Source organism: [Empedobacter] haloabium, assembly GCA_008011715.2.
Classification (GTDB): domain Bacteria; phylum Pseudomonadota; class Gammaproteobacteria; order Burkholderiales; family Burkholderiaceae_D; genus Rugamonas; species Rugamonas haloabia.
In genome coordinates this window covers 5501341-5522232 of the sequence record CP136508.1, presented here as the reverse complement: position 1 = coordinate 5522232, position 20892 = coordinate 5501341, and the positions used below count along the sequence as shown (strand labels likewise).

At 66.6% G+C, this 20892-nt stretch carries 20 protein-coding genes; 14 read left to right on the top strand and 6 right to left on the bottom strand.

The window, feature by feature from the left end; all coding sequences use genetic code 11:
- Nucleotides 1–11 precede the first annotated feature (11 nt).
- The 12 genes from E7V67_023950 to E7V67_023895 all read left to right on the top strand — a co-directional run bounded on the left by E7V67_023950 (nt 12) and on the right by E7V67_023895 (nt 11986).
- On the top strand, nt 12–833 hold the full coding sequence (locus E7V67_023950) for a hypothetical protein (protein WUR12711.1): 822 nt from the start codon (nt 12–14) through the stop codon (nt 831–833).
- Nucleotides 834–1002: 169 nt separating this feature from the next.
- Nucleotides 1003–2856, top strand: coding sequence for a fatty acyl-AMP ligase (locus tag E7V67_023945; protein ID WUR12710.1), 1854 nt, complete (start codon nt 1003–1005; stop codon nt 2854–2856).
- A 4-nt stretch (nt 2857–2860) separates the two neighbouring features.
- Nucleotides 2861–3808, top strand: a complete 948-nt coding sequence (locus E7V67_023940; GenBank protein ID WUR12709.1) for an acyl-CoA desaturase — start codon at nt 2861–2863, stop codon at nt 3806–3808.
- A 19-nt stretch (nt 3809–3827) separates the two neighbouring features.
- Nucleotides 3828–4808 carry an acyl-CoA desaturase gene (locus tag E7V67_023935; GenBank protein WUR12708.1) on the top strand — a complete coding sequence of 327 codons (981 nt, stop codon included), beginning with the start codon at nt 3828–3830 and terminating at the stop codon, nt 4806–4808.
- Between the two features lie 58 nt (nt 4809–4866).
- The gene (locus E7V67_023930; GenBank protein ID WUR12707.1) at nt 4867–5196 is read left to right on the top strand and encodes an acyl carrier protein; all 330 of its coding nucleotides are present in this window, start codon (nt 4867–4869) and stop codon (nt 5194–5196) included.
- Nucleotides 5197–5210: 14 nt separating this feature from the next.
- Nucleotides 5211–6311: a fatty acid desaturase gene (locus tag E7V67_023925; GenBank protein ID WUR12706.1), complete on the top strand. Its 1101-nt coding sequence runs from the start codon at nt 5211–5213 to the stop codon at nt 6309–6311.
- A 38-nt stretch (nt 6312–6349) separates the two neighbouring features.
- Complete coding sequence (locus tag E7V67_023920; GenBank protein ID WUR12705.1) at nt 6350–7294, top strand: alpha/beta fold hydrolase; 945 nt, start codon at nt 6350–6352, stop codon at nt 7292–7294.
- Nucleotides 7287–7472 carry a rubredoxin gene (locus E7V67_023915; protein ID WUR12704.1) on the top strand — a complete coding sequence of 62 codons (186 nt, stop codon included), beginning with the start codon at nt 7287–7289 and terminating at the stop codon, nt 7470–7472. Before E7V67_023920 ends, E7V67_023915 begins: the two co-directional genes overlap by 8 nt.
- Before the next feature lie 62 nt (nt 7473–7534).
- Nucleotides 7535–8452 (top strand): alpha/beta fold hydrolase, encoded by a 918-nt coding sequence (locus E7V67_023910; GenBank protein ID WUR12703.1) that lies wholly within the window; start codon nt 7535–7537, stop codon nt 8450–8452.
- A 46-nt stretch (nt 8453–8498) separates the two neighbouring features.
- The gene (locus E7V67_023905) at nt 8499–9680 is read left to right on the top strand and encodes an acetyl-CoA C-acyltransferase (protein ID WUR12702.1); all 1182 of its coding nucleotides are present in this window, start codon (nt 8499–8501) and stop codon (nt 9678–9680) included.
- 166 nt (nt 9681–9846) lie between these two features.
- Complete coding sequence (locus E7V67_023900; GenBank protein ID WUR12701.1) at nt 9847–10929, top strand: enoyl-CoA hydratase/isomerase family protein; 1083 nt, start codon at nt 9847–9849, stop codon at nt 10927–10929.
- A gap of 13 nt (nt 10930–10942) precedes the next feature.
- Complete coding sequence (locus E7V67_023895; protein ID WUR12700.1) at nt 10943–11986, top strand: amidohydrolase family protein; 1044 nt, start codon at nt 10943–10945, stop codon at nt 11984–11986.
- Nucleotides 11987–12020: 34 nt separating this feature from the next.
- On the opposite strand, the gene rapZ is transcribed toward E7V67_023895, so the two are convergent.
- Entirely contained in the window at nt 12021–12884 is an 864-nt protein-coding gene (rapZ, locus tag E7V67_023890) for an RNase adapter RapZ (protein ID WUR12699.1), read from the bottom strand.
- A gap of 57 nt (nt 12885–12941) precedes the next feature.
- Complete coding sequence (locus tag E7V67_023885; protein WUR12698.1) at nt 12942–14219, bottom strand: cation:proton antiporter; 1278 nt, start codon at nt 14217–14219, stop codon at nt 12942–12944.
- A gap of 272 nt (nt 14220–14491) precedes the next feature.
- Between E7V67_023885 and E7V67_023880 the strand changes: the two genes are divergently transcribed.
- On the top strand, nt 14492–15661 hold the full coding sequence (locus E7V67_023880; protein ID WUR12697.1) for a fatty acid desaturase: 1170 nt from the start codon (nt 14492–14494) through the stop codon (nt 15659–15661).
- Between the two features lie 113 nt (nt 15662–15774).
- Here E7V67_023880 and hprK read toward each other — a convergent pair whose 3' ends face one another.
- The 4 genes from hprK to ilvA all read right to left on the bottom strand — a co-directional run bounded on the left by hprK (nt 15775) and on the right by ilvA (nt 20058).
- A complete protein-coding gene (gene hprK, locus E7V67_023875; GenBank protein WUR12696.1) occupies nt 15775–16710 on the bottom strand; it encodes an HPr(Ser) kinase/phosphatase in 936 nt (311 codons plus the stop codon).
- Nucleotides 16711–16743: 33 nt separating this feature from the next.
- Complete coding sequence (locus tag E7V67_023870) at nt 16744–17226, bottom strand: PTS sugar transporter subunit IIA (GenBank protein WUR12695.1); 483 nt, start codon at nt 17224–17226, stop codon at nt 16744–16746.
- Between the two features lie 319 nt (nt 17227–17545).
- Nucleotides 17546–18379, bottom strand: coding sequence for an NADPH-dependent 7-cyano-7-deazaguanine reductase QueF (queF, locus tag E7V67_023865; protein ID WUR12694.1), 834 nt, complete (start codon nt 18377–18379; stop codon nt 17546–17548).
- 146 nt (nt 18380–18525) lie between these two features.
- Nucleotides 18526–20058 (bottom strand): threonine ammonia-lyase, biosynthetic, encoded by a 1533-nt coding sequence (gene ilvA, locus E7V67_023860; protein WUR12693.1) that lies wholly within the window; start codon nt 20056–20058, stop codon nt 18526–18528.
- A 229-nt stretch (nt 20059–20287) separates the two neighbouring features.
- On the opposite strand from ilvA, the gene E7V67_023855 reads away from it, so the two are divergent.
- Nucleotides 20288–20782: a YqaA family protein gene (locus E7V67_023855; GenBank protein ID WUR12692.1), complete on the top strand. Its 495-nt coding sequence runs from the start codon at nt 20288–20290 to the stop codon at nt 20780–20782.
- Nucleotides 20783–20892: the final 110 nt, after the last annotated feature.

Sequence of the window (20892 nt, the reverse complement as noted above, 5' to 3'; positions counted from 1 at the left end):
GAGCCATCACGATGAACCACCAAGCACACGCCAGTCTCTATGTCGACGAGTTGCTGCGCGAGCTCGAGACGACCGCCAGGGACGAGGTCATCCTGCGCCACCCGATGACGTTCGGCGAGACCGCCGGCCGCGCCCGGGTGGACCAGCTGGCCGCCGCGACCGGCGGCGTCTTCGCCACGGTCGAACCGGCCCACAGCTGGAGCGGTCCGGATATCGGCGGGCGCGAGTGGCACGGCCAGATCCACGACCGCCGCATTCGCGGCATGACGGTGGCGCGGCGCTACGGCCAGCGCGTCGAGGTCGACATTTTCCTCGCCACCTTCCCGGCACCGGTGCGGCATGCGCTGCGCGAAGCCTGCGGCAGCCTGATCGCCGCCGAGCACTGGTCGCTGCCAGCGGGGATCGATACCGCGCTGCCGCCGGTGCCGGCCGATGAAGTGCTCGATCCGAAGCTGGCGTTCCAGCTGACCGACGACGCCCAGCTGACCAGCCCGGTAGCCGTCAAGCCGATCAACGGTGCTGCCGACGTGGTGCGCATCTGCGGCCACTCGATCAAGGTCTATGGCGGCCGGGCCAGCGGACCGCGCCTGACGGTCGGACCGACCACGCTGAGCCTGTGGACGGGTGAGGTCGCGGGGCTGCCGCTGGAGGTGGCCAACGTCATCCACTGGCAGGACCAGCAGCACGTGAAGCTGATGGCGATGGCGATGCGGCCATGGCCCGTCGTCGAACTGTTCCAGGCACGGATGAAGGCGCGCACATTGCCGTTCCTCGATGACTCCTATTTCGAGCCGGCCGCCGAAGCGGCTGTGCGCGAACGGGCGCAAGCCTAAGCGGGGCGCCGCCCATCGACACGCGGCCGCCATGCCAACAGCGCGTGGCTGGCGGCGGTGAACCAGCGCAGTACAACGTCGAACCGCTCCCATCGGATGCGGCGCGGCAGCGTGTCGCCGTTCGCCCGGCAGCACGACGTTTTTCGGACATCACACAACGGAGTTTCAGATGACTTCCAGCTCGAGCATCAGTACAGCGGTAAGCGCGACGACGGCGACCGCACCGGTCCACGCCCAGGACGTCGACATGGACGCGGTCCTGCGCCGGCGCGCCACGGCGACGCCGGACGAGGTGGCCATGCGCTTCCTGAGAAACGGTGAAGACGACGTCGTCGACCTGACCTATCGTCAGCTCGACCAGCGCGCCGCCCGCCTGGCCCACCAGCTGCGCCAGCAGCTGACACCGGGTGCACGCGTGCTGCTGGTGCTGGAGCCGGGCCTGAACTATGTCACCGCGCTGTTCGCCATCTTCAAGGCGGGCGCCACGGCGGTGCCGTCGTTCCCGCCGGTCGGCACCCGTGCCGTGTCGCGCTTCGCCAGCATCTGCAACGACTGCGGCGCAGAGCTGGTGATCGCCGAAGGCAGCCTGCGCGCTTCCGAAGAGCGCCTGAACGCCGCGCTGTCCGCCCAGGGCAAGGTGCCGGCATGGCTGTTCGCCGGTGCCGACTTCTTCGAGGCGCTCGACGCGCAGTCGGAAGTGGCGCAGGGCGCACCCAATGCCGACCCGGAGTTTCCGGCGCTGCTGCAATACACGTCCGGTTCCACCGGCGATCCGAAGGGCGTGATCCTGTCCGCCGCTAACCTGATCAGCAACAGCCGCGTGCTGGACATCCGCATGGGCACGGCCGAAAAACACGTGGGTTTCACGTGGCTGCCGCCGTACCACGACATGGGCCTGATGGGCGCGCTGCTGCTGTCCGTGTACAGCGGCTTCACCCTGGTGATGATGACGCCGGCCCATTTCGTGCAGCGGCCGCTGCGCTGGTTGAAAGGGCTGTCGAAGTACCGCGTCACCAGCTCGGTCGGTCCCAATTTCGCGCTCGACCTGTGCGTCGACACGATCACGGACGAGGAGGTCGACGGTCTCGACCTGAGCAGCCTGAAGCTGCTGTTCTGCGGCGCCGAGCCGGTGCGGCAGGCCACGCTGGACCGCTTCGCGGAGAAGTTCGGCCCGGCCGGTTTCTCCAGCACCGCCTACGTGCCGTGCTACGGCCTGGCCGAGGCCACGCTGTTCATCTCGGGCAAGGCCGACTGCAGCGCGGTGCCGCACCGCATCCTGCTGGACCAGGCCTCGTTGGCCGCCGGCGTGATCGCGCCCGCCACGCTGGACGCGCCCGCCACGGCGATCATCAGCTGCGGTACGGTAGCCACCGATCACGTGATGATGATCGTCGACCCGGAAACGCGCGAGCCCATGCCGGAGGGCACGGTGGGCGAGATCTGGTTCAAGGGCGCCAGCGTGGCGCAAGGCTACCTGAACAAGCCGGAGGTCAGCGACGAAGTGTTCCGCGCCCACCTCGCGCGCGACGCGCAGGATGGTCCGTACCTGCGCACGGGCGACCTGGGCTTCATGATGGACGGCGAGCTGTATATCACCGGCCGCATCAAGGACGTCATCATCTTCGCCGGCCGCAACCTGTACCCGCAGGACATCGAGGCGGTGGCGCAGGCCTGCCATCCGGCCATCCGCACCAATGGCGTGGCGGCCTTCGCCGTGACGCGCGACGACAAGGAGCACCTGGTCGTGGTGGCGGAGATCCTGCGCTCGGCCAAGCTGAACGCCGAGGACCTGGAAAACGTCGAGGATGCGATCGCCGCCGCCATCACGCTGAGCCACGGCGTGGCGCCGCACACGGTGCACCTGGCGCCGGTCTCGACGATCCCGCTGACGACCAGTGGCAAGGTGCGCCGCAGTGCCTGCCGCGACGCCTTCAACGCGGGCGCGCTGGCCCTCGTCAAGCCCCGGCCCACGCCGGCGGCGGCCGCCGAAGCGGACACCAGCACCCTCTTGCCACAGGAGTAAAGCAGTGACGACGACCAAAACCCCCACGGCGGCAGCGACCGGCGCCAGCATGCAGGCGCAGAAGGATGGCGACAGCCGCGCCCGCCGCCTGGCCTACATCACGGTGCTGACGCCCGCCATCGGCTTCGTGGCCGCGATCTGGTATTCGCTGCATTTCGGCCTGAAGCAGCAGGACATGGTGCTGCTCGGCGTCATGTACTTCCTGACGTCGTTCGGCGTCGAAGGAGGCTTGCACCGCTTCTTCTCGCACCGTTCGTTCAAGGCGGGACCGGTGACGACAGCCATCATCGGCATCCTTGGCTGCATGGCGGCGCAGGGGCCGATCCTGTTCTGGGCGGCCACGCACCGCATGCACCACGTGTTTACCGACCAGGACGGCGATCCGCACTCGCCACGCGTGCTGACCCCGGGCTGGCGCGGCCGCCTCAAAGCCTTGTGGCACGGCCACGTGGGCTGGCTGTTCACCGTCAAGCGCAGCAACTGGAGCAGCTACGTGCCGGACCTGTTTGCCAGCCGCGTGGTGTTGTTCGTCAACCAGCACTACCTGAGCTGGGTGTTCCTGGGCCTGGCGATCCCCACCGCGATCGGTGGCGCGCTGAGTGGCGTCGAAGGCGCCGTCGGCGGCCTGCTGTGGGGCGGCCTGGCCCGCGTCTTCCTGCTGGACCAGGTGACCTGGGCGGTCAATTCGATCGGCCACACGTTCGGCAAGCGGCCCAACCAGACGCGCGACACCAGCGGCAATATCGGCTGGCTGGCGCTGGTCTCGGCCGGCGGCGGCTGGCACAACAACCACCACGCCAATCCGGCGCTGGCGCACAACGACTACCACTTCTGGCAGATCGACACGACGGCCTGGGTGATCCGCACGCTGGGCCTGCTCGGCCTGGCCTGGGACATCCGCCAGCGCCAGAACACCGAACCGTCCGCGGGACCGGAAACCATCAATAAATAACCATCGTCGGGGAAACGCCATGACTACGCAAACCAAGACCTTACCGCCCAAGCCGGCCAGCGCCGCCGGCCCCGCCCTGCGACCGGGCATCGCGCCATTGACGGGCATCGGCGCCACCATCAAGCAGGTCACGGCGCTGGCCGTGATGCTGATTCCGCTGGTGGGATTCGTGATCGCGGTGCAGCGCGCGCTGGAAGGGCGCATGTCGACCACCGACGTGGTGCTGTTCGGCGTGTTCTATTTCCTGCACATGGGCGGCATCACGATGGGCTTCCATCGCTACCTGGCCCACAAGACGTTCAACACGTCGCCGTTCTTCGAAGGCCTGCTGCTGATCTGCGGGTCGATGGCCGCGCAGGGCCCGATCATGTTCTGGGTCACGACGCACCGCCGTCACCATACCTACAGCGACCAGCATGGCGATCCGCACACGCCGAACCTGCATGGTCCCGGCGTGCTGGGTCGCCTGCGCGGCCTGTGGTATGCGCACATGCCGTGGATGCTGGCGCGGGACGTCTCTGGCTGGAACTTCTTCGCGCCGGACATCCTGGCCAACCGCAAGCTGTTCTTCTACCACCGCACCTACGGCCTGTGGATCCTGCTCGGCCTGGCCTTGCCGGCCGCGATCGGCGGCGCCATCGGCGGCACGTGGGACGCGGCGTGGAGCGGCTTCCTGTTCGGCGGCCTGGCGCGTGTGTTCCTGGCCAACCAGGCGGCATGGTGCGTCGGCTCGATCTGCCACATGATCGGCAGCAAGCCGTTCAAGACGGACGACAACAGCGCCAACAACTGGACGGTCGCCATCCTGACGTTCGGCGAAGGCCTGCAGAACAACCACCACGCATTCCCGGGCTCGTTCCGCCACGGCGTGAAGTGGTGGGAGCCCGACCTGAGCGGCTGGCTGCTGTACGGCCTGGGCAAGCTTGGCGTCGTCTGGAACCTGCGCGAGCCGGACCAGAAGACGATCGAGAAGATGCGCAAGCGCGCGCTGACCCAATAACCTGACCTTATAACTATAAACAAGCACTATTTGATTCACATTCACCCAGGAGAAATTCATGTCTCAAGAAAACAAGGGAGGCCTGTTCGGCTTCTTCCGCAAAGGCGGGAAGGAAGTGGAAAGCAATGAGCCGCTGAGCGAGGAAGTCATCCGCCAATGGCTGGTCAAGCGCCTGGCCAAGCAGGTCAAGGTCGATCCGAGCGAGATCGACACGGCCAAGAAATTCGAACTGTACGGCCTCGATTCGATCGTGGCGGTGCAGGTTTCCGGCGACCTGGAAAAACTGGTCGAGCAGCGCCTGTCGCCGGCGCTGCTGTTCGAGCACCCAAGCATCGATGAGCTGAGCGCTCACCTGGCCACGGAACTCGGACTCAACGCAACCGCCTAAACTGGGAGACAACAATGCCGTCCGCAAAAAGCTACCCATCATCGCCGGGGCCCGACTTCGAGGCGTTCCTGGACAAGAGCAAGACGCTCGAAGGCGAACGCCTGGCCGAAGCGATCCCGAAAGCGTATTTCGAACCGCGCGTCTGGCGCGGCCTGCTGGGCTTCTTCGTCAGCTACGCGCTCTACATCGGCGCCATCGTCGGCGTCGCCTATGCGCCGCACTGGGGCTTCTACCTGCCCCTGTACGTTATCGCCGGGTTGGGCGGCTGGGGGCTGCATTGCATCGCCCACGACTGCGGGCACAACTCGTTCTCGCGCAACAAGACGCTGAATATCGTCATCGGCCACCTGTCGCTGCTGCCGCTCTTGTATCCGTTCTATTCGTGGAAGCACGTGCACAACCTGCACCACTTCCATACCAACAGCCTGGAGATGGATACCGACTGGCGGCCGATCCCGCGCGAGATGTACAAGCGCATGTCGCTGGGCCAGCGCTTCGTCTACATGGGCACCCGCACCTGGCTGTTCTGGGCCGGTACGATCAATTACTGGATCGTGTCGGGCTTCCGTCCCGGCTTCTTCCCGAAGAAGGACATGCGCAGCGACGTGCGGCGTTCGATCGCGTTCGTGGTGCTGGCCTCGATCGTCTACTTCGGCGCGCTGATCTATTTCACGGGCCTGATGGGCTTCTTCCTGCTGTTCTTCCTGCCGTGGATCGCCATCCACACCTGGTTCAGCATGACGACCTTGATGCACCATACGTCGGCCGACATCCCGTTCCTGACGTCGGAGCACTGGAGCACCAACGCCAGCCGCATGCTGGTGACGACGGACTACCGCTATCCGCAATGGCTGCTGTTCCTGACCCACAACATCACGATCCACACCGCCCACCACGTGGCGCCGGTGGTGCCGTTCTATAACCTGCAGAAGGCGCAGGCGGCATTGAAGGAAGCCTATCCAGGGATGATCCGGGAAAAGAACTTCAGCTTCGGCGACCTGTGGTGGGTCATCCGCAACTGCCACTTCTACGATCTCGATTCGGGCTACTACACGGATTCGGCGGAGCGGCGCGCGGTCGTCCCCCGCACCGCTTCCTCCGTGCCGAATACCTGATCTTTCCACCGTGCCGGGCAACCGCAGGACCTGACGCTATGACTGACATCACATCACCCTCGCCGCGGCTGGCGCAACAGCCGGCGGCACCGCCGGCGCCCGGCATCGGCGCATTGCTGGCCCAAGCCGGCTACCGGCTGGGCGGCCGGCTGGCGCCCAAGCTGGCGGGCCGGATCGCGGCCGACGCGTTCGGTCGCTCGCGTTCGAAAGGCGGGCGGACCGAGTTCCGCATGCCGTTGGGCGCGCGCACGTTCGACATCGCCGGCAACGACGACGTGCGGCGCGGCTACCTATGGGCGAACGACGGCCCCACCGTGCTGCTGGTGCACGGTTGGGGTTCCGACAGCAGCAGCATGATCGGCTTCGTCAAGCCGCTGCTGGCGCTGGGCTTCCAGGTGGCGGCGTTCGATGCGCCGGCCCATGGCGAATCGGCTGGCAACAAGACCACGATGACGCGCTTCGTCGCGGCCGTCGGCGCCGCCATCAAGTCGCTCGGCAACGTACAGGTCATCATCGGCCACTCGCTCGGGTCGATCGCCTCGGTGGCCGCCGTCGCCAAGGCCAGCCCGGAGCACGCCCAGGCTGTGCAGCGGATGGTGCTGATCGCCGCGCCGGTGTCGCTGTCCACGGTGCTGGAGCGCTGGGCCAACAGCCACCAGCAGCAGTTGCCGCGTGCGGTGACGGACCGGATCTACGACCGCCTGCTGGTGCAGAACGGCGTGCCGGTCAGCCACTGGGACATCAGCGTGCTGGGCGCCGCGCTGGAGATCCCGATGCTGGTGGTGCACGACGAGCTCGATCCCGTCGTGCCGCTGAGCGAGGCGCAGCGCCTGCTGCGCAGCCTGAAGAACGTGCGCCTGGAGCAGACCTCCGGGCTGGGGCACAGCCGCATCCTGTCGGCCGCCCCGGTCAAGGAATCGATCACCCGCTTCGTCGGCGACGCCCGACTGACCTCAACTGAACTGGAATCTGGCAATGACTGAAACCGTAGCTGAATACAAAACCCTGATGTGCCTGGTGTGCGGCTGGATCTATTCCGAGAAGGACGGTTCACCGGAAGACGGCCTGGCCCCGGGCACCCGCTGGGACGACATTCCGGACAGCTGGACGTGCCCGGAATGCGGTGTTAAGAAAGAGGATTTCACGATGGTGGAATTCTGAGCTGCCGGGCTTGCACCGGCAGCGGCCGTGACCCGATGGCAGCGTGACAGGGAGGCAGGACCATGCACACCGATACCAACGACTCCACCGCTGGCGCGGCGGGTCCTGCCGCGCAGCGGCCGTCGAAGAAGCCATCCGGCAACCTGATTCTGGCGCTGCTGCGGCTGGCGCTGGGCGTGACGCAACGGGTCGCGCCCGGCACGGCGGTCAGGATAGCGGCGCTGCTGTTCCGTACGCCGCTGCCGACCAAGCGCGCGACCCGTGGCGCCAAGGTGCCGGCGGGCGTGCGCGTCGAGCAGGTGCCGTTCGAGGGCGCATCGGTCACGCTGTACCACTATCCGGCAGCGAGCGATGCGCCGCGGGTCTTGCTGACGCATGGCTGGGCCGGTTACGGCCTGCAGCTGACCAACGTCGGCGCGGCGCTCAGCGCGGCCGGCTGGGCGGTGATCCTGATGGACCAGCCGGGCCATGGCCGCAGTGCCGGCTGGACCGGCAACCTGCAGCAGTTCTCGCGCGCGTTGCGTTTCGTCGGTGCACGCCTGGGCCCGCTGCACGCGCTGGTCGGCCATTCGATGGGCGGGGCGGCCATATCCCACGCGGTGGTGGAGGGGCTGGCGGCCGACAAGCTGGTGCTGATTTCCGCGCCGGTGTCGCTGACCGACGAAACGCGCTCGATGGGCCAGGCCTTGCGGTTGTCCGAGCGGGTGCTGGCCGAGACCATCGCCCACATCGAGGCGCGCGAACGCGTGCCGTTCGACACGATCGCGGCCACCTACCTGGCGCCGCGCATCGCCTTGCCGACGCTCGTCGTGCACGACCTGGAGGACACAACGGTGCCGCATGGGGCGGCACAAACGCTCGTCAAACATTTGCCCAACCCGCGACTGCACACCACCAGCGGCCTGGGCCATCGTCGCTTGCTCAAGGACCCGGGCGTGGTGGGTATCGTGGCGGATTTTCTGGGACCGGCGCGCGGCTGATCCCGCGCATCCTTAACCCGCTGTTCCAACCTTTTAGGAGAGCCTCGTGAAAGATGAAATCGTCATCAGTTCCGCGCTGCGTACACCGATCGGTGCCTTCTCGGGCACATTGAAGGACACTCCGGCGGCCGCGCTGGGCGCGCACGTCGTCAAGACGCTGCTGGAGCGCACCGGCCTGGCGCCAGAGCGCGTTGACGAAGTGGTGATGGGGAACGTGCTGCAAGCTGGCAATGGCATGAACGTGGCGCGCCAGGTGGCCGTCAACGGCGGCCTGCCGGTCGCCGTGCCGGCGCACACGGTCAACCGGGTGTGCGGCTCCGGCGCGCAGGCGGTCGTGACGGCGTATGCGCAGATCCGTTCCGGCTTGTCGAACCTGGTGATCGCCGGCGGCGTCGAGAACATGGACCAGGCCCCGTACCTGATGCCGTCCCTGCGGCACGGCGCGCGCATGGGCCACACGCAGGCGCTGGACGCGCTGCTGCGCGATGGCCTGAACGACGCGTTCTCCGACCAGCATTCCGGCTGGCACACGGAAGACCTGGTGGCGAAATACGAAGTGTCGCGCGAGGCGCAGGATCGCTTCGCCGCCGTCAGCCAGCAGCGCTTCGCGGCGGCCCAGGCGGCCGGCTGGTTCGAGGGGGAAATCGTGCCCGTCACGATCACCACGCGCAAGGGCGAGACGGTGTTCGCCAAGGACGAGGCGAACCGGCCGGACACGACGGAAGCGGGCCTGGCGAAACTGCGCCCGGCGTTCCGCAAGGACGGCACCATCACGGCGGGCAACGCGCCCGGCCTGAACGCGGGCGCCGCCGCCATGATCGTCAGCTCGCACGCCACGGCGACCGAGCTGGGGCTGCAGCCACAGCTGGTGATCCGCGGTATCGGCGTGGCGGCGGTCGAACCGGGCCTGTTCGGCTTCGGTCCCGTACCGGCCATCAAGCTGGCGCTGGCCCAGGCGCAATGGCAGGTGCAGGACGTCGACCGCTTCGAAGTCAACGAGGCGTTCGCGGCCGTCGGCCTGGTGGTGCGCGACGAGCTGGGCATCGCCCCCGAGCGCTTCAACGTCGACGGCGGCGCGATCGCCCATGGCCACCCGATCGGCGCCACCGGCGCGATCCTGCTGACCAAGGTCGCCCACGCGCTGCGCCGCACCAGCGAGCGCCGCGCGGTCGTCTCGCTGTGCATCGGCGGCGGCCAGGGCATCGCGCTGGCGCTGGAACGCGTGTAATCGATCCGCCATACGGCCGAGCTCGTGTCAACATCGGGGTCAGGCACGAATGTTGACACAGGCCCGGCCGTAGCGGGCAACCCAACGCTGTTTCGCTTGCTTCTTTCAACACAATATTCGCCCGGCACCGCGCTAGAATAGGTTTCCTTTCACTATTCCTGCTGCCATGAGCGAACACGTCCATACACGCGTCGGTAACGGTACCGGTTTCATCACGCTCGATCGTCCCAAGGCCCTGAACTCGCTGTCACTCGACATGGTGCGCGCCATGACGGAAGCGTTGCTGCGCTGGCGCGACGATGCCGCCGTGGCGGCCGTCGTCGTGCGCAGCAGCAGCGCCAAGGCACTGTGCGCCGGCGGCGACATCCGCTTCTTCCACGAAGCGGGTCACGCCACGCCGCAGGGCGGCAGCGCTTTGCTGGAAGATTTCTTTACGGAAGAGTACGCGCTCAACCATCTGATCCATTTCTATCCGAAACCGTACATTGCGCTGATGGACGGTGTCGTCATGGGCGGCGGCATGGGCATCGCCCAGGGCGGCCCGCGCTGCGGCGTGCGCATCGTAACGGACGGCACCAAGATGGCGATGCCGGAAGTAAATATCGGCCTGTTCCCGGACGTGGGCGGCAGCCATTTCCTGTCGCGCGCGCCGGGTCGCCTGGGTTTCTATTTGGGCCTGACCGGGCTGACGGTGGGCGCGGCCGATGCGCTGTACCTGGGCCTGGCCGACCATTACGTGCCGCAGGCCGAACTGGCCGCGCTGTCCGACCTGATCGATTCCACGGCGGGCGGCGGCCTGCGCGAGGCGGTGGCGACGTTTGCCCGGCCGCTGCGCGCGGCGGCGGGCGAAAGCGAGCTGGCGGCGCAGCGCGAGCTGATCGACCGCCATTTCGGCCACGCTTCGGTGGCGGCGATCATGGACTCGTTGCGCGGTGACGATGCCTCGTTCGCACGCCAGGCGCTGCGCGCGATGGAACAGCGCTCGCCGCTGATGATGTGCGTGACGTTCGAGCTGCTCAAGCGCGGCGCGGCACTGGACGTGCCGGATTGCCTGCGCCTGGAACGCAACCTGGTGCGTCGCACGTTCGAGCACGGCGAGGTGCTGGAGGGTGTGCGCGCGCTCGTCATCGACAAGGACAATGCGCCGCGCTGGAATCCGCCGGCGCTGGCGAACGTGACGGACGAGATGGTGGCGCGCTTGTTCGAACCGCCCTGGCCGGCGCACGCGCACCCGCTGCGCCACCTGTGACGGGGAGGGGACAATGCAGCGCCGCGACCTCCTGAAACTGCTGTGCGCTGCCGCCGCGCCAATGCCGGCGTGGGCGGCCGACGCGCCGGCCCCGGCCGCCGACCACCACCAGCACCTGTTCAGCCCCGCGATGGCGCGCCTGCTGGACACCGGTGCCGGCAGCGGCCCGCCCACGATCACGGCCAGCGACGTCATCGCGCTGCTCGATACGGCGGGAATCCGCCGCGCCGTGCTGCTGTCGGTGGCGTATGTGTACGGCAGCCCGGTACGCAGGATCGACGACGAATACGCCAAGGTGCGGGCCGAAAACGACTGGAACGGCGCGCAGGCGGCGCTGTTCCCGGACCGGCTGCGCGCATTCTGCAGCGTCAATCCGCTGAAGGACTATGCGCTCGACGAACTCGCGCGCTGCGCCGCCGACCCGCAGTTGCGGCATGGGCTGAAGCTGCACTTCGGCAATTCCGACATCCAGCTGGAAAACCCCGAGCATGCGAAACGGCTGAAGGAGGTGTTCGCCGCCGCCAACCGGCACGGCATGGCGCTCGCCGTGCACCTGCGTGCCTCGGTCTCGAAGCGCCGTCCGTACGGCGCCGTGCAGGCCCGCGTGTTCCTGGACGAGCTGCTGCCGGCCGCGCCGGACGTGACGGTGCAGGTGGCGCACATGGCGGGCACGGGGCCGGGCTACGACGATCCGGCGGCGGACGATGCCTTGTCGGTGCTGGCCGAAGCGGTGGCGAAGCAGGACCGCCGCACGCGCCGGCTGTACTTCGACGTGGCGTCGCTGGCGCGGCCCGGCATGAAGGAACATGATGCGGCCAACCTGGTGCAGCGCATCCGCCAGATCGGCGTGGACCGCATCCTGTACGGGTCCGACGCGGCATCGGGCGAGAACCTGCGCCCGCGCGAAGGCTGGGCGGCGTTCCGCCAGCTGCCGATGACGGAAGCGGAATGGACTCGCATCGCCCGGAACGTGGCGCCGTACCTGCGCTCGCCGGAGCAGACCGGCAGCCGGCGTCGCCAGCGTGTCGCCCGGCTGCGCGAACCGGCGCGGCAATAGCGGCGTCAGGCCAGCGGCGCGGCCGCCGCGAGGATCAGGACTGCTCGCGGTGCCGCAGCACGACGCGCTCGGCGTCGTTGAAGTACTGCGCCAGCCGCTCCGCCATGTAGACGGAGCGGTGCTGGCCGCCGGTGCAGCCGATGGCGACCGTCAGGTAGCTGCGGTTGTCCTTCTTGAAGGCCGGCAGCCATTTTTCGATGAAAGCGCGGATGTCGAGGAACATCTCCTCGGCGCTGGGTTGCGCATCGAGGAAGGCGATCACGGGGGCGTCGCGCCCCGTCAACGGCCGCAAGGTCAGGTCGTAATACGGGTTCGGGATCGCGCGCACGTCGAACACGTAGTCGGCATCCTGGGGCACGCCCACCTTGAACGCGAACGATTCGAAGAACAAGGTCAGCGGCGCGTTCTCGCTCTCGACCAGGTCGCGGATCCAGCCGCGCAGCTTGTTGGCGGACAGTTCCGACGTATCGATCACGTGGCCCAGCTGCTCGATGGCGGACAGGCGCTCGCGCTCTTCCTGGATGCATTCGATCAGTGTGCGCCGGGCCGCCGGGTTCTGGCCTGGATGCAGCTCGTGCGACAGCGGGTGGCTGCGCCGCGTCTCCGAAAACCGCGCCACCAGCGAATGCGTGTTCGCGGTCAGGAACATCACCTTGACGTCGTGTCCCGCTTCCTTCAGTTTCAGGATATTGCCCGGCAGGGTCGCCAGCGAGGCGGCGCTGCGCGCGTCGACCGCGACGGCCAGCGCCTGGGTACCTTCCTCGCTCAGGGTGGCGACCAGGCTGGCCAGCAGTGCGGGCGGCAGGTTATCCACGCAATAGAAACCAGTGTCTTCGAGGACGTTCAGGGCAACCGACTTGCCCGAGCCGGAAATGCCGGTAATGAGGACGATACGCATGCGCGCATGATAACCCAATTCGCCCGATCCGCCGGCCGCGCCGCCGCGCCGGCGGCCTCACTTGCGCCAGAAGCGGTCCAGCAAGGGCGTGACGCTGGTGCCGTGGATGACGATCGACAGCACGATGACGGCCAGTGTCAGGTTGATCAGGTCCTGCGCCAGCGTTTGCGGCAGGCCGTGGTTGATCGCGTACATCAGGTAGTACAGCGAGCCGATGCCGCGCACGCCGAACCAGGCGGCAATGACGCGCATGCGTGGGCTGGTCGGGCTGCCGACCAGCGCCAGCAGCACGCTGACGGGGCGCGCCACGAAGAACAGGAACAGCGCGGCGGCCCAGCTGCGCCAGTCGAACAGCAAGGTCGTCACGGCGCCGCCCAGGAGCAGCACCAGGGTCAGTTCCGACAGGCGCTCCAGGTGCTCCTTGAACAGCAGGGTACCGTCGCTGACGGTGGGCGGTGTCGTGTCGGCCCGGTCGTCCGGTGTCAGCGGCCGCTCTTGTGCCGCGCGCGAAGTCGCCCGCCGCGCCAGTGTCTGCTCGGTCTGGCGCAGGGCGACGCCGGCGCAGAACACGGCAAGGAAGCCCCACACGTGCGCGGCCAGGCCCAGCCCGTAGACGACGGCGATCAGGCCCAGGCCCATCAGGTCGTCCAGCACCTCGTGGCCGGGGCGGTTGCGGCGCAGCGCGAAATTGACGCGTGCCAGCGCCATGCCGCACAGGCCGCCAATGAGCACGGCACCCAACGTGCCCCACACCAATTCCACGGCGACCCAATGCCAGCCCCAGGGTCCAAGGTCGTGAAGGCCGAGCAGCCCCAGACCCAGCATGACGAACGGGAAGGCGCTGCCGTCGTTCATGCCCGCCTCGCAGCCCAGCGTAAAGCGCAGCGGGTCGCTGTCGCCGGCGTGGCGCAGTTGCACGTCCGAGGCCAGTACCGGATCGGTCGGGGCGAGGAGGGCGCCCAGCAGCACGCCGGCGCCAAGCGGCATGTCCAGCACGGCGCAGCAGAACAAGGCGATCAGGCCGACGGAGAGCGCCATGGCGACCCAGGCCAAACGGATCGGTGCGCCCCAGCGGCGCAAGGTGACGGGCACGGGCATCTTGATGCCGGCCGAAAACAGCGAGATCAGCACGGCCACCTCCGTCAGCACCTCCAGCAGCGGGGCGGCGGCAAAGACGTCGAAGGCGAAGAAATTCAGCCCCAGCGGCCCGAGCACCAGGCCGATCGCCAGGTAAATGATGGCGGAAGTGAACGGCAGCCGCGCGATCGGCGTGCCCCACAAGCCGCGCGCCAGCATCAGGCATCCCAGCAGCAGGAACCACTGGTAGTTGGCCATTGCGCTCGACAGGGGTGTCGGGTCCGGGTTCAAGGTCGCGGCACCAGGAGTGGGCGGCCGCGGTGGGACAGCGCGGGCAGGATCGGCAACGGGGGCGGTCGGTTCATCGGGCTCCTTCGACTGGTCTTCAGCGTAGCACGCCGCACGGCGGCAGGCACGCTGGTGCGTGCGGTTTGCAGGGTGCGGAATCGGTGGCCTGGGCGGCACGAACGGCGTAGACTGGCTTGGTCGTCACGCGGATTCGCCGCGCCGGCGTTACCAAGGAGTGCCTGATGGAATTCCTGACTTCCGGCCTTGCGCATGCGGGCGCGTGGGGCATCGTGCTGTACACGCTTGCCACGACGCACCTGACCATTATCGGCGTCACTGTTTATTTGCACCGTTCGCAAGCGCACCGTTCCGTGACATTGCACCCGGCCGTCGCGCACGTGCTGCGCTTCTGGCTGTGGTTGTCAACCGGTATGGTGACGCGGGAATGGGTGGCCGTGCATCGCGCCCATCACGCGCACTGCGAACGGCCCGAGGACCCGCACAGCCCCGTCGTGCTGGGCATACGCAAGGTTTTGCTGGAGGGGGCCGAACTGTATCGCACGGCCGCGGCCGATGGCGAGCTGGTGCGGCGCTATGGCGCTGGCACCCCGGACGACTGGATCGAGCGGCATCTGTACAGCCGCTTCACCTGGCAGGGCGTGGGGGTATTGCTGGTGCTCGATCTGTTGCTGTTCGGGGTCATCGGTGCAACGGTGTGGGCCGTGCAAATGCTGTGGATTCCCGTGCTGGCGGCCGGCGTCATCAATGGGGCCGGGCATTACTGGGGTTACCGCAATTTCGATTGCCCGGAGGCCGCGACCAATCTCCTGCCGCTGGGTTTGCTGATCGGCGGCGAGGAGCTGCACAACAACCATCATGCGTTCGCCAGCTCGGCCAAGATGTCGGTACGCTGGTACGAGTTCGACGCGGGCTGGATGGTTATCACCTTGCTGCGCTGGCTGGGCCTGGCGCAAGTACGGCCGTTGCCCGTCCGGCCCCGGGCCCTGCCGGGCAAGCGCGAAGTGGACATGGACACATTATCGGTGGTGCTGGCCAACCGGGCGCGCGTGATGGCTGAATTGAGCGGCGCGCTGGGGCGCGTGTGGCGTGAGGAAACGGCGGCCTTGCGGCGCTTCGATCCGGCGCTGTGGCGCCATGCCCGCGCGCTGCTGCCACGCGATCCGGGCTACCTGGACGGAGAACAGTTGCATCGGCTGCAGGCCGTGCTGGCACACAGCGACGTATTGCGCCATGTTCACGAGTTGCGCAGCGAGCTGGCCGCGCTATGGCGTCGCTCGCACGCCTCGCCGGAGCAACTGCTGGCCAGCCTGACGGCGTGGTGCGCGAAGGCGGAGGCGTCGGCGTGCGAGCCGCTGCGGCGGTATGCGGGGCGGTTGCGTAGTTACGCTTGAGGCTGCGTAGTTGGGGTCTGTCCCCAGAGGGGACTGACCCCGAAGTTTGCCTGGAGTTCGCAGATCGGCGAGCAAACTTCAGGGTCAGTCCCCGTTGGGGACAGACCCTAGCGTCAGTCGCCGCTCATCGCCTGCCGTTGCCGCTCCATGAACTCCTGCAACGTATCGATCCCGCGCAACTGCAGGATGGTGTTGCGCACCGCCGCCTCCAGCAGCACCGCGATATTGCGGCCAGCCGCCACGGGAATGACGACCTTGCGAATCGGCAGGCCCAGCACATCCTCCGTCGGGAACTGGAACGGTAACCGTTCCACCTCTTCCTCCAGTGCCGAGCGCCGCACCAGGTGGACGATCAGCTTCAGCCGCATCTTGCGGCGCACGGCCGTCTCGCCGAAGATGGCCTTGATGTCCAGCAGGCCCAGGCCGCGCACTTCCAGCAGATTCTGCAGCAGCGGCGGGCAGCGGCCCTCGATCATGTTCGGGGCGATGCGGGAGAACTCGACAGCGTCGTCCGCCACCAGGCCGTGGCTGCGCGAGATCAGCTCCAGGCCCAGCTCGCTCTTGCCCAGGCCGGAATCGCCCGTGATCAGTACGCCCACACCCAGCACGTCCATGAACACGCCATGCATGATGATGCGTTGCGCCAGCTTTTTCGACAGGTAGACGCGCAGGAAGTCGATCACCTGGGCCGCGGGCAGCGGCGTGGAAAACAGCGGGATGTTCTTTTCGTCGCAGATCGCGAGGATGTCGGGCGGCGTTTCCAGCCCCTGCGCGATGATCAGCGCGGGCGGGCCGCCAGCGATGAGCTCGCCGATGACGTGGGCGCGTGTCAGCGCCTTGAGGCGGTGGTAGTAATTGATTTCCTGGTGGCCGAACACCTGGATGCGGCCGGGGTGGATCGTGTTCAGGTGGCCGACCTGGTCGGCGGCGGAGGCGGCGTCGCCGGATATCTGGCGCTCGCCGCCGGGGAAGCCGGCGAACCAGCCCAGTTGCAAAGTCTCCCGATTATCGTCGTACAGCCGTTGGATCGTCAGAGGAGATTGCAACATGGTGTTACCCGCAGAAAATATCGATCCCTTAGTTTAACCTGCCGCCTGCAGGCTGGGTTGCCAATTGACGATGCGGCGATACACGGAGCGGGGATCCGGGTCGGTGGCCAGCGCCGTACGGAAGCTGTCGTCCGAGAACATCTCGGCAATTTCCGACAGGATTTCCAGGTGCTGCTGCGTCACGTGGTCGGGAATCAGCAGGAAGAACAGCAGGCTGACGGGCTTGCCGTCCGGCGATTCGAACGGAATCGGCTCGGCCAGGCGGACAAATGCGGCCAGCGGCGTCTTCAGGCTTTTCGACCCCTTGATGCGTCCGTGCGGCACCGCCACACCATGGCCCAGGCCGGTCGAGCCCAGGCGCTCGCGCGCGAACAGGTTGTCGGAAACGGTGGAGCGGGCGATGCCGCAGTTGTTCTCGAAGATCAGGCCGGCTTGCTCGAAAGCGCGCTTCTTGCTCGAGACTTCCAGATCCAGCTGGACGTTCTCGGGCGACAGGATTTTACTCAGGTTGTTCATAACGCGACGTGATATGGTGCGGCGCACAAAAGGGACTGGCGAGCAGAATTATAGGCCTCTTTGTCCGTCGTGTAACTCGAAATTGCTCGGCCCGGCTTGTGTCTTGGACAATACCGGGAGCGTTCTGCACCTGACAACAAAATGATGAGAAATGCACCGGTCCAGTTGACGGCAATTTGTACGTCAAAACCCGGCTGCCCACCTGCTTTTTGCTTGACGATCTGACCTTCCGCCGATTTTTTGCGCGTCTGTGCCCATCCTACTCCGCTTGCGATCCAGCAGAGCGTTTGCAGGCGAAAAAGTTTTGACTGGGAACAGTTTATTGCCTTGCGTTGCGCAGGTTGGACGGTCGGCCGCCTTTGCTGTAGTTGGTGCGCCACGGATTGATATCAAGACCGCCACGACGGGTATAGCGCGCGTACACGCTCAAGTGTTGGGGCCGGCACTGGCGCAGGATGTCGGTGAAGATGCGTTCGACGCATTGCTCGTGGAACTCGTTATGGTCGCGGAACCCGATCAGGTATTTCAGCAGGCTTTCTTGGTCGATCTGCGGTCCCGCATACGTGATCTGCACGCTGCCCCAGTCCGGCTGGCCCGTGACGAGGCAGTTCGACTTCAGCAGGTGCGACACCAGCGTTTCCTCGACGGGCAGCTCGTCGAAATTCGCCTTCAGCACCTCGGGCTGGGGCGAATAATTGTCGACCTCGATATCCAGGCGGTCCAGCAGCAAGCCGTCCAGCTCGCCCATCTGCAGCGTGCCGAAGTCCTCCTGCAACGTCAGCACGACGTGCACGTTGGCACCCGCCGCGGCCGACAGGTCCTGCTGCAGCAGGTCGCGCAGCGCGTCCGGGCCACCCAGGCGGGTCTGGTTGAACGAGTTCAGGTACAGCTTGAACGATTTCGATTCGATGATGTTGGGCGAATCGGCCGGCACGGTGATGCGCGCCACCGCCACCTGCGGCTTGCCGCGCATGTTCAGCCACGACAGCTCATAGGCGTTCCAGATGTCGACGCCAAAGAAGGGCAGGGTGCCGGTCAGGCCCAGCTCGTCGCGCTTGCCCTGGCGCGGGATCGGGAACAACAGCTCGGGCGCGTAATCGGTACGGTAGGCGGAGTTCTTGCCCAGGGGGGACTGGTCGGCGGTATTGGTCATGGCGGTGCGGCTTTAGTGCGGGAAAGCCTGCCATGGTAGCGCAAAAGCGGCGCCAGCGCAGTTGCCAGAAAAATGGGGACAGACCCCATTTTCCCGGCAACTATTGCTGCAAAAATGGGGTCTGTCCCCATTTTTGCAGCAAGATGTTAGAGGAACAGTTTGTAGACGGGATTCTGCGTCTCGTCCCAATAGCGGTAGCCCAGCGTCGCCAGGAACTTGGCAAACTCGTCCATCTCTTCCGGAGGGACCTGCAGGCCGATCAGGATGCGGCCCACGTCGCCGCCCTGCGAGCGGTAGTGGCACAGCGAAATGTTCCAGTTCGGCGCCATGCTGTCCAGGAAGCGCATCAGCGCGCCGGGGCGCTCCGGGAACTCGAAGCGGTACAGCAGCTCGTCCTTGGCCAGCGCGCTGTGGCCGCCCACCAGGTGGCGCAGGTGGGTCTTGGCCAGTTCGTCGTTGGTCAGGTCCAGCGTCTTGAAATCGTGCTCCTCGAAGCGGCGCGCCAGTGCGCTCGACTCGTTGCGATCGGCGATCTGCACGCCGACGAACACATGGGCCTGCTCCTTGTCGCTGATGCGGTAGTTGAACTCGGTAACGTTGCGCGGCCCCACCAGCGCGCAGAAGCGCTTGAAGCTGCCGCGCTGCTCGGCCATCGTGACGGCGAATACCGCCTCGCGGAACTCGCCCAGCTCGGCGCGCTCGGCCACGAAGCGCAGCCGGTCGAAGTTCATGTTGGCGCCGCAGGCGATCGTCACCAGCGTCTCGTTCTTGATGGGGTTCTTGGTCAGCTCGGAACGCTCGATGTAGGCCTTGGCGCCCGCCACCGCCAGGGCGCCGGCCGGCTCCAGGATCGAGCGGGTGTCCGTGAACACGTCCTTGATGGCCGCGCAGATGGCGTCCGTGTCGACGATGATGATCTCGTCCACGTACTGCTGCGCCAGGCGGAACGTTTCCTCGCCGACCAGGCGCACCGCGGTGCCGTCGGAAAACAGGCCCACGTCCGGCAGCGTCACGCGCTCGCCGGCCTTCAGGCTTTTCGCCATCGCGTCCGAATCCAGCGACTGCACGCCGATGATGCGGATGTCGGGCCGGATCTGCTTCACGTACGCCGCCACGCCCGAGATCAGGCCGCCGCCGCCGATGGCGCAGAAGATCGCGTGGATCGGGCCGGAATGCTGGCGCAGGATCTCCATGCCGATGGTGCCCTGGCCGGCGATCACGTCCGGATCGTCGAACGGGTGCACGAAGGTCAGCTTCTGTTCCTGTTCCAGCGTCAGCGCGTGGTTGTAGGCATCCGTGTACGACTCGCCGTGCAGCACGATCTCGACGTTGTCGCCGCCGCGCGCCTTGACCGCCTCGATCTTGAGCGTCGGCGTGGTGGTCGGCATCGCGATCACGGCGCGGCAGTTCAGCCGCGCGGCGGACAGCGCCACGCCCTGGGCATGGTTGCCCGCCGAGGCGCAGATGACGCCGCGCTTCAGTTGCGCTTCCGTCAGGTTGGCCATCTTGTTGTAGGCGCCGCGGACCTTGAAGCTGAACACGTCCTGCATGTCCTCACGCTTGAAATAAATTCGGTTCTGGTAACGCTGCGACAGGGTCGGCGCCAGTTCCAGGGGCGTTTCGGAAGCCACGTCGTAGACGCGCGCGGTCAGGATTTTCTTCAGGTAGTCGATTGTCATGGTCTGCAAAGTCGGTTGGCCGGATCGTTCCGGAGGAGACAACATGTCAACGGCGGGTAACCGGAGAGAAGCAGCGAATACAGGCCGGGCGGGTCTGCCGGGCAGTTCATTCGTGCGGGATGCGTTGGGTGCGAATCATTATAATGGACTCTTCCCGCCACCCTCAAATCGAGATGACCGACACCGCGCCAGCGCCACCGCAGCAGCCCTACCGGAACCGGACCACGCCATGATCGAATCGGCGATCGCCTGGCTGCTCGCGTTCCTGGCCGCGCCCGCGGTAGGGTTGACGTCGGTCTTCCTGATCAGCTTTGTCTCCGCCACCCTCGTACCGCTGGGCTCCGAGCCGGCCGTGTTCGCTGTCGTCAAGGCCAACGAGGCCATGTTCTGGCCCGCCATTGCGGTGGCCACCTGTGGCAACACGCTGGGCGGAGTCGTCGATTACTGGATGGGCTACTACGCCAAGGCCGCGTTCGCCAAGGAACGCGAGAGCCGCTGGTTCGGCTGGCTGGCGCGGCACGGCGCCAAGACGATGCTGCTGTCCTGGGTGCCCGGCATCGGCGACCCGCTGTGCACGCTGGGCGGCTGGCTGAAGCTGCCGTTCTGGCCGGCCGTCATCTACATGGCGATCGGCAAGTTCGCCCGCTACCTGACGATGACGGTGGCGCTGTTGTATGTGCCGGACGGCTTCTGGCGCGGCGTGGCGCAGATGCTGGGCGGCTGATGCGCCATCTTGCGCTGCAGCTTATTTTGTAATTCCACTACAACGACGAATTTTCGTTATTGCAAGCTTGTGAAACCGTCAGCAGAGGCTGTCGGCGGATATTCCTCCAA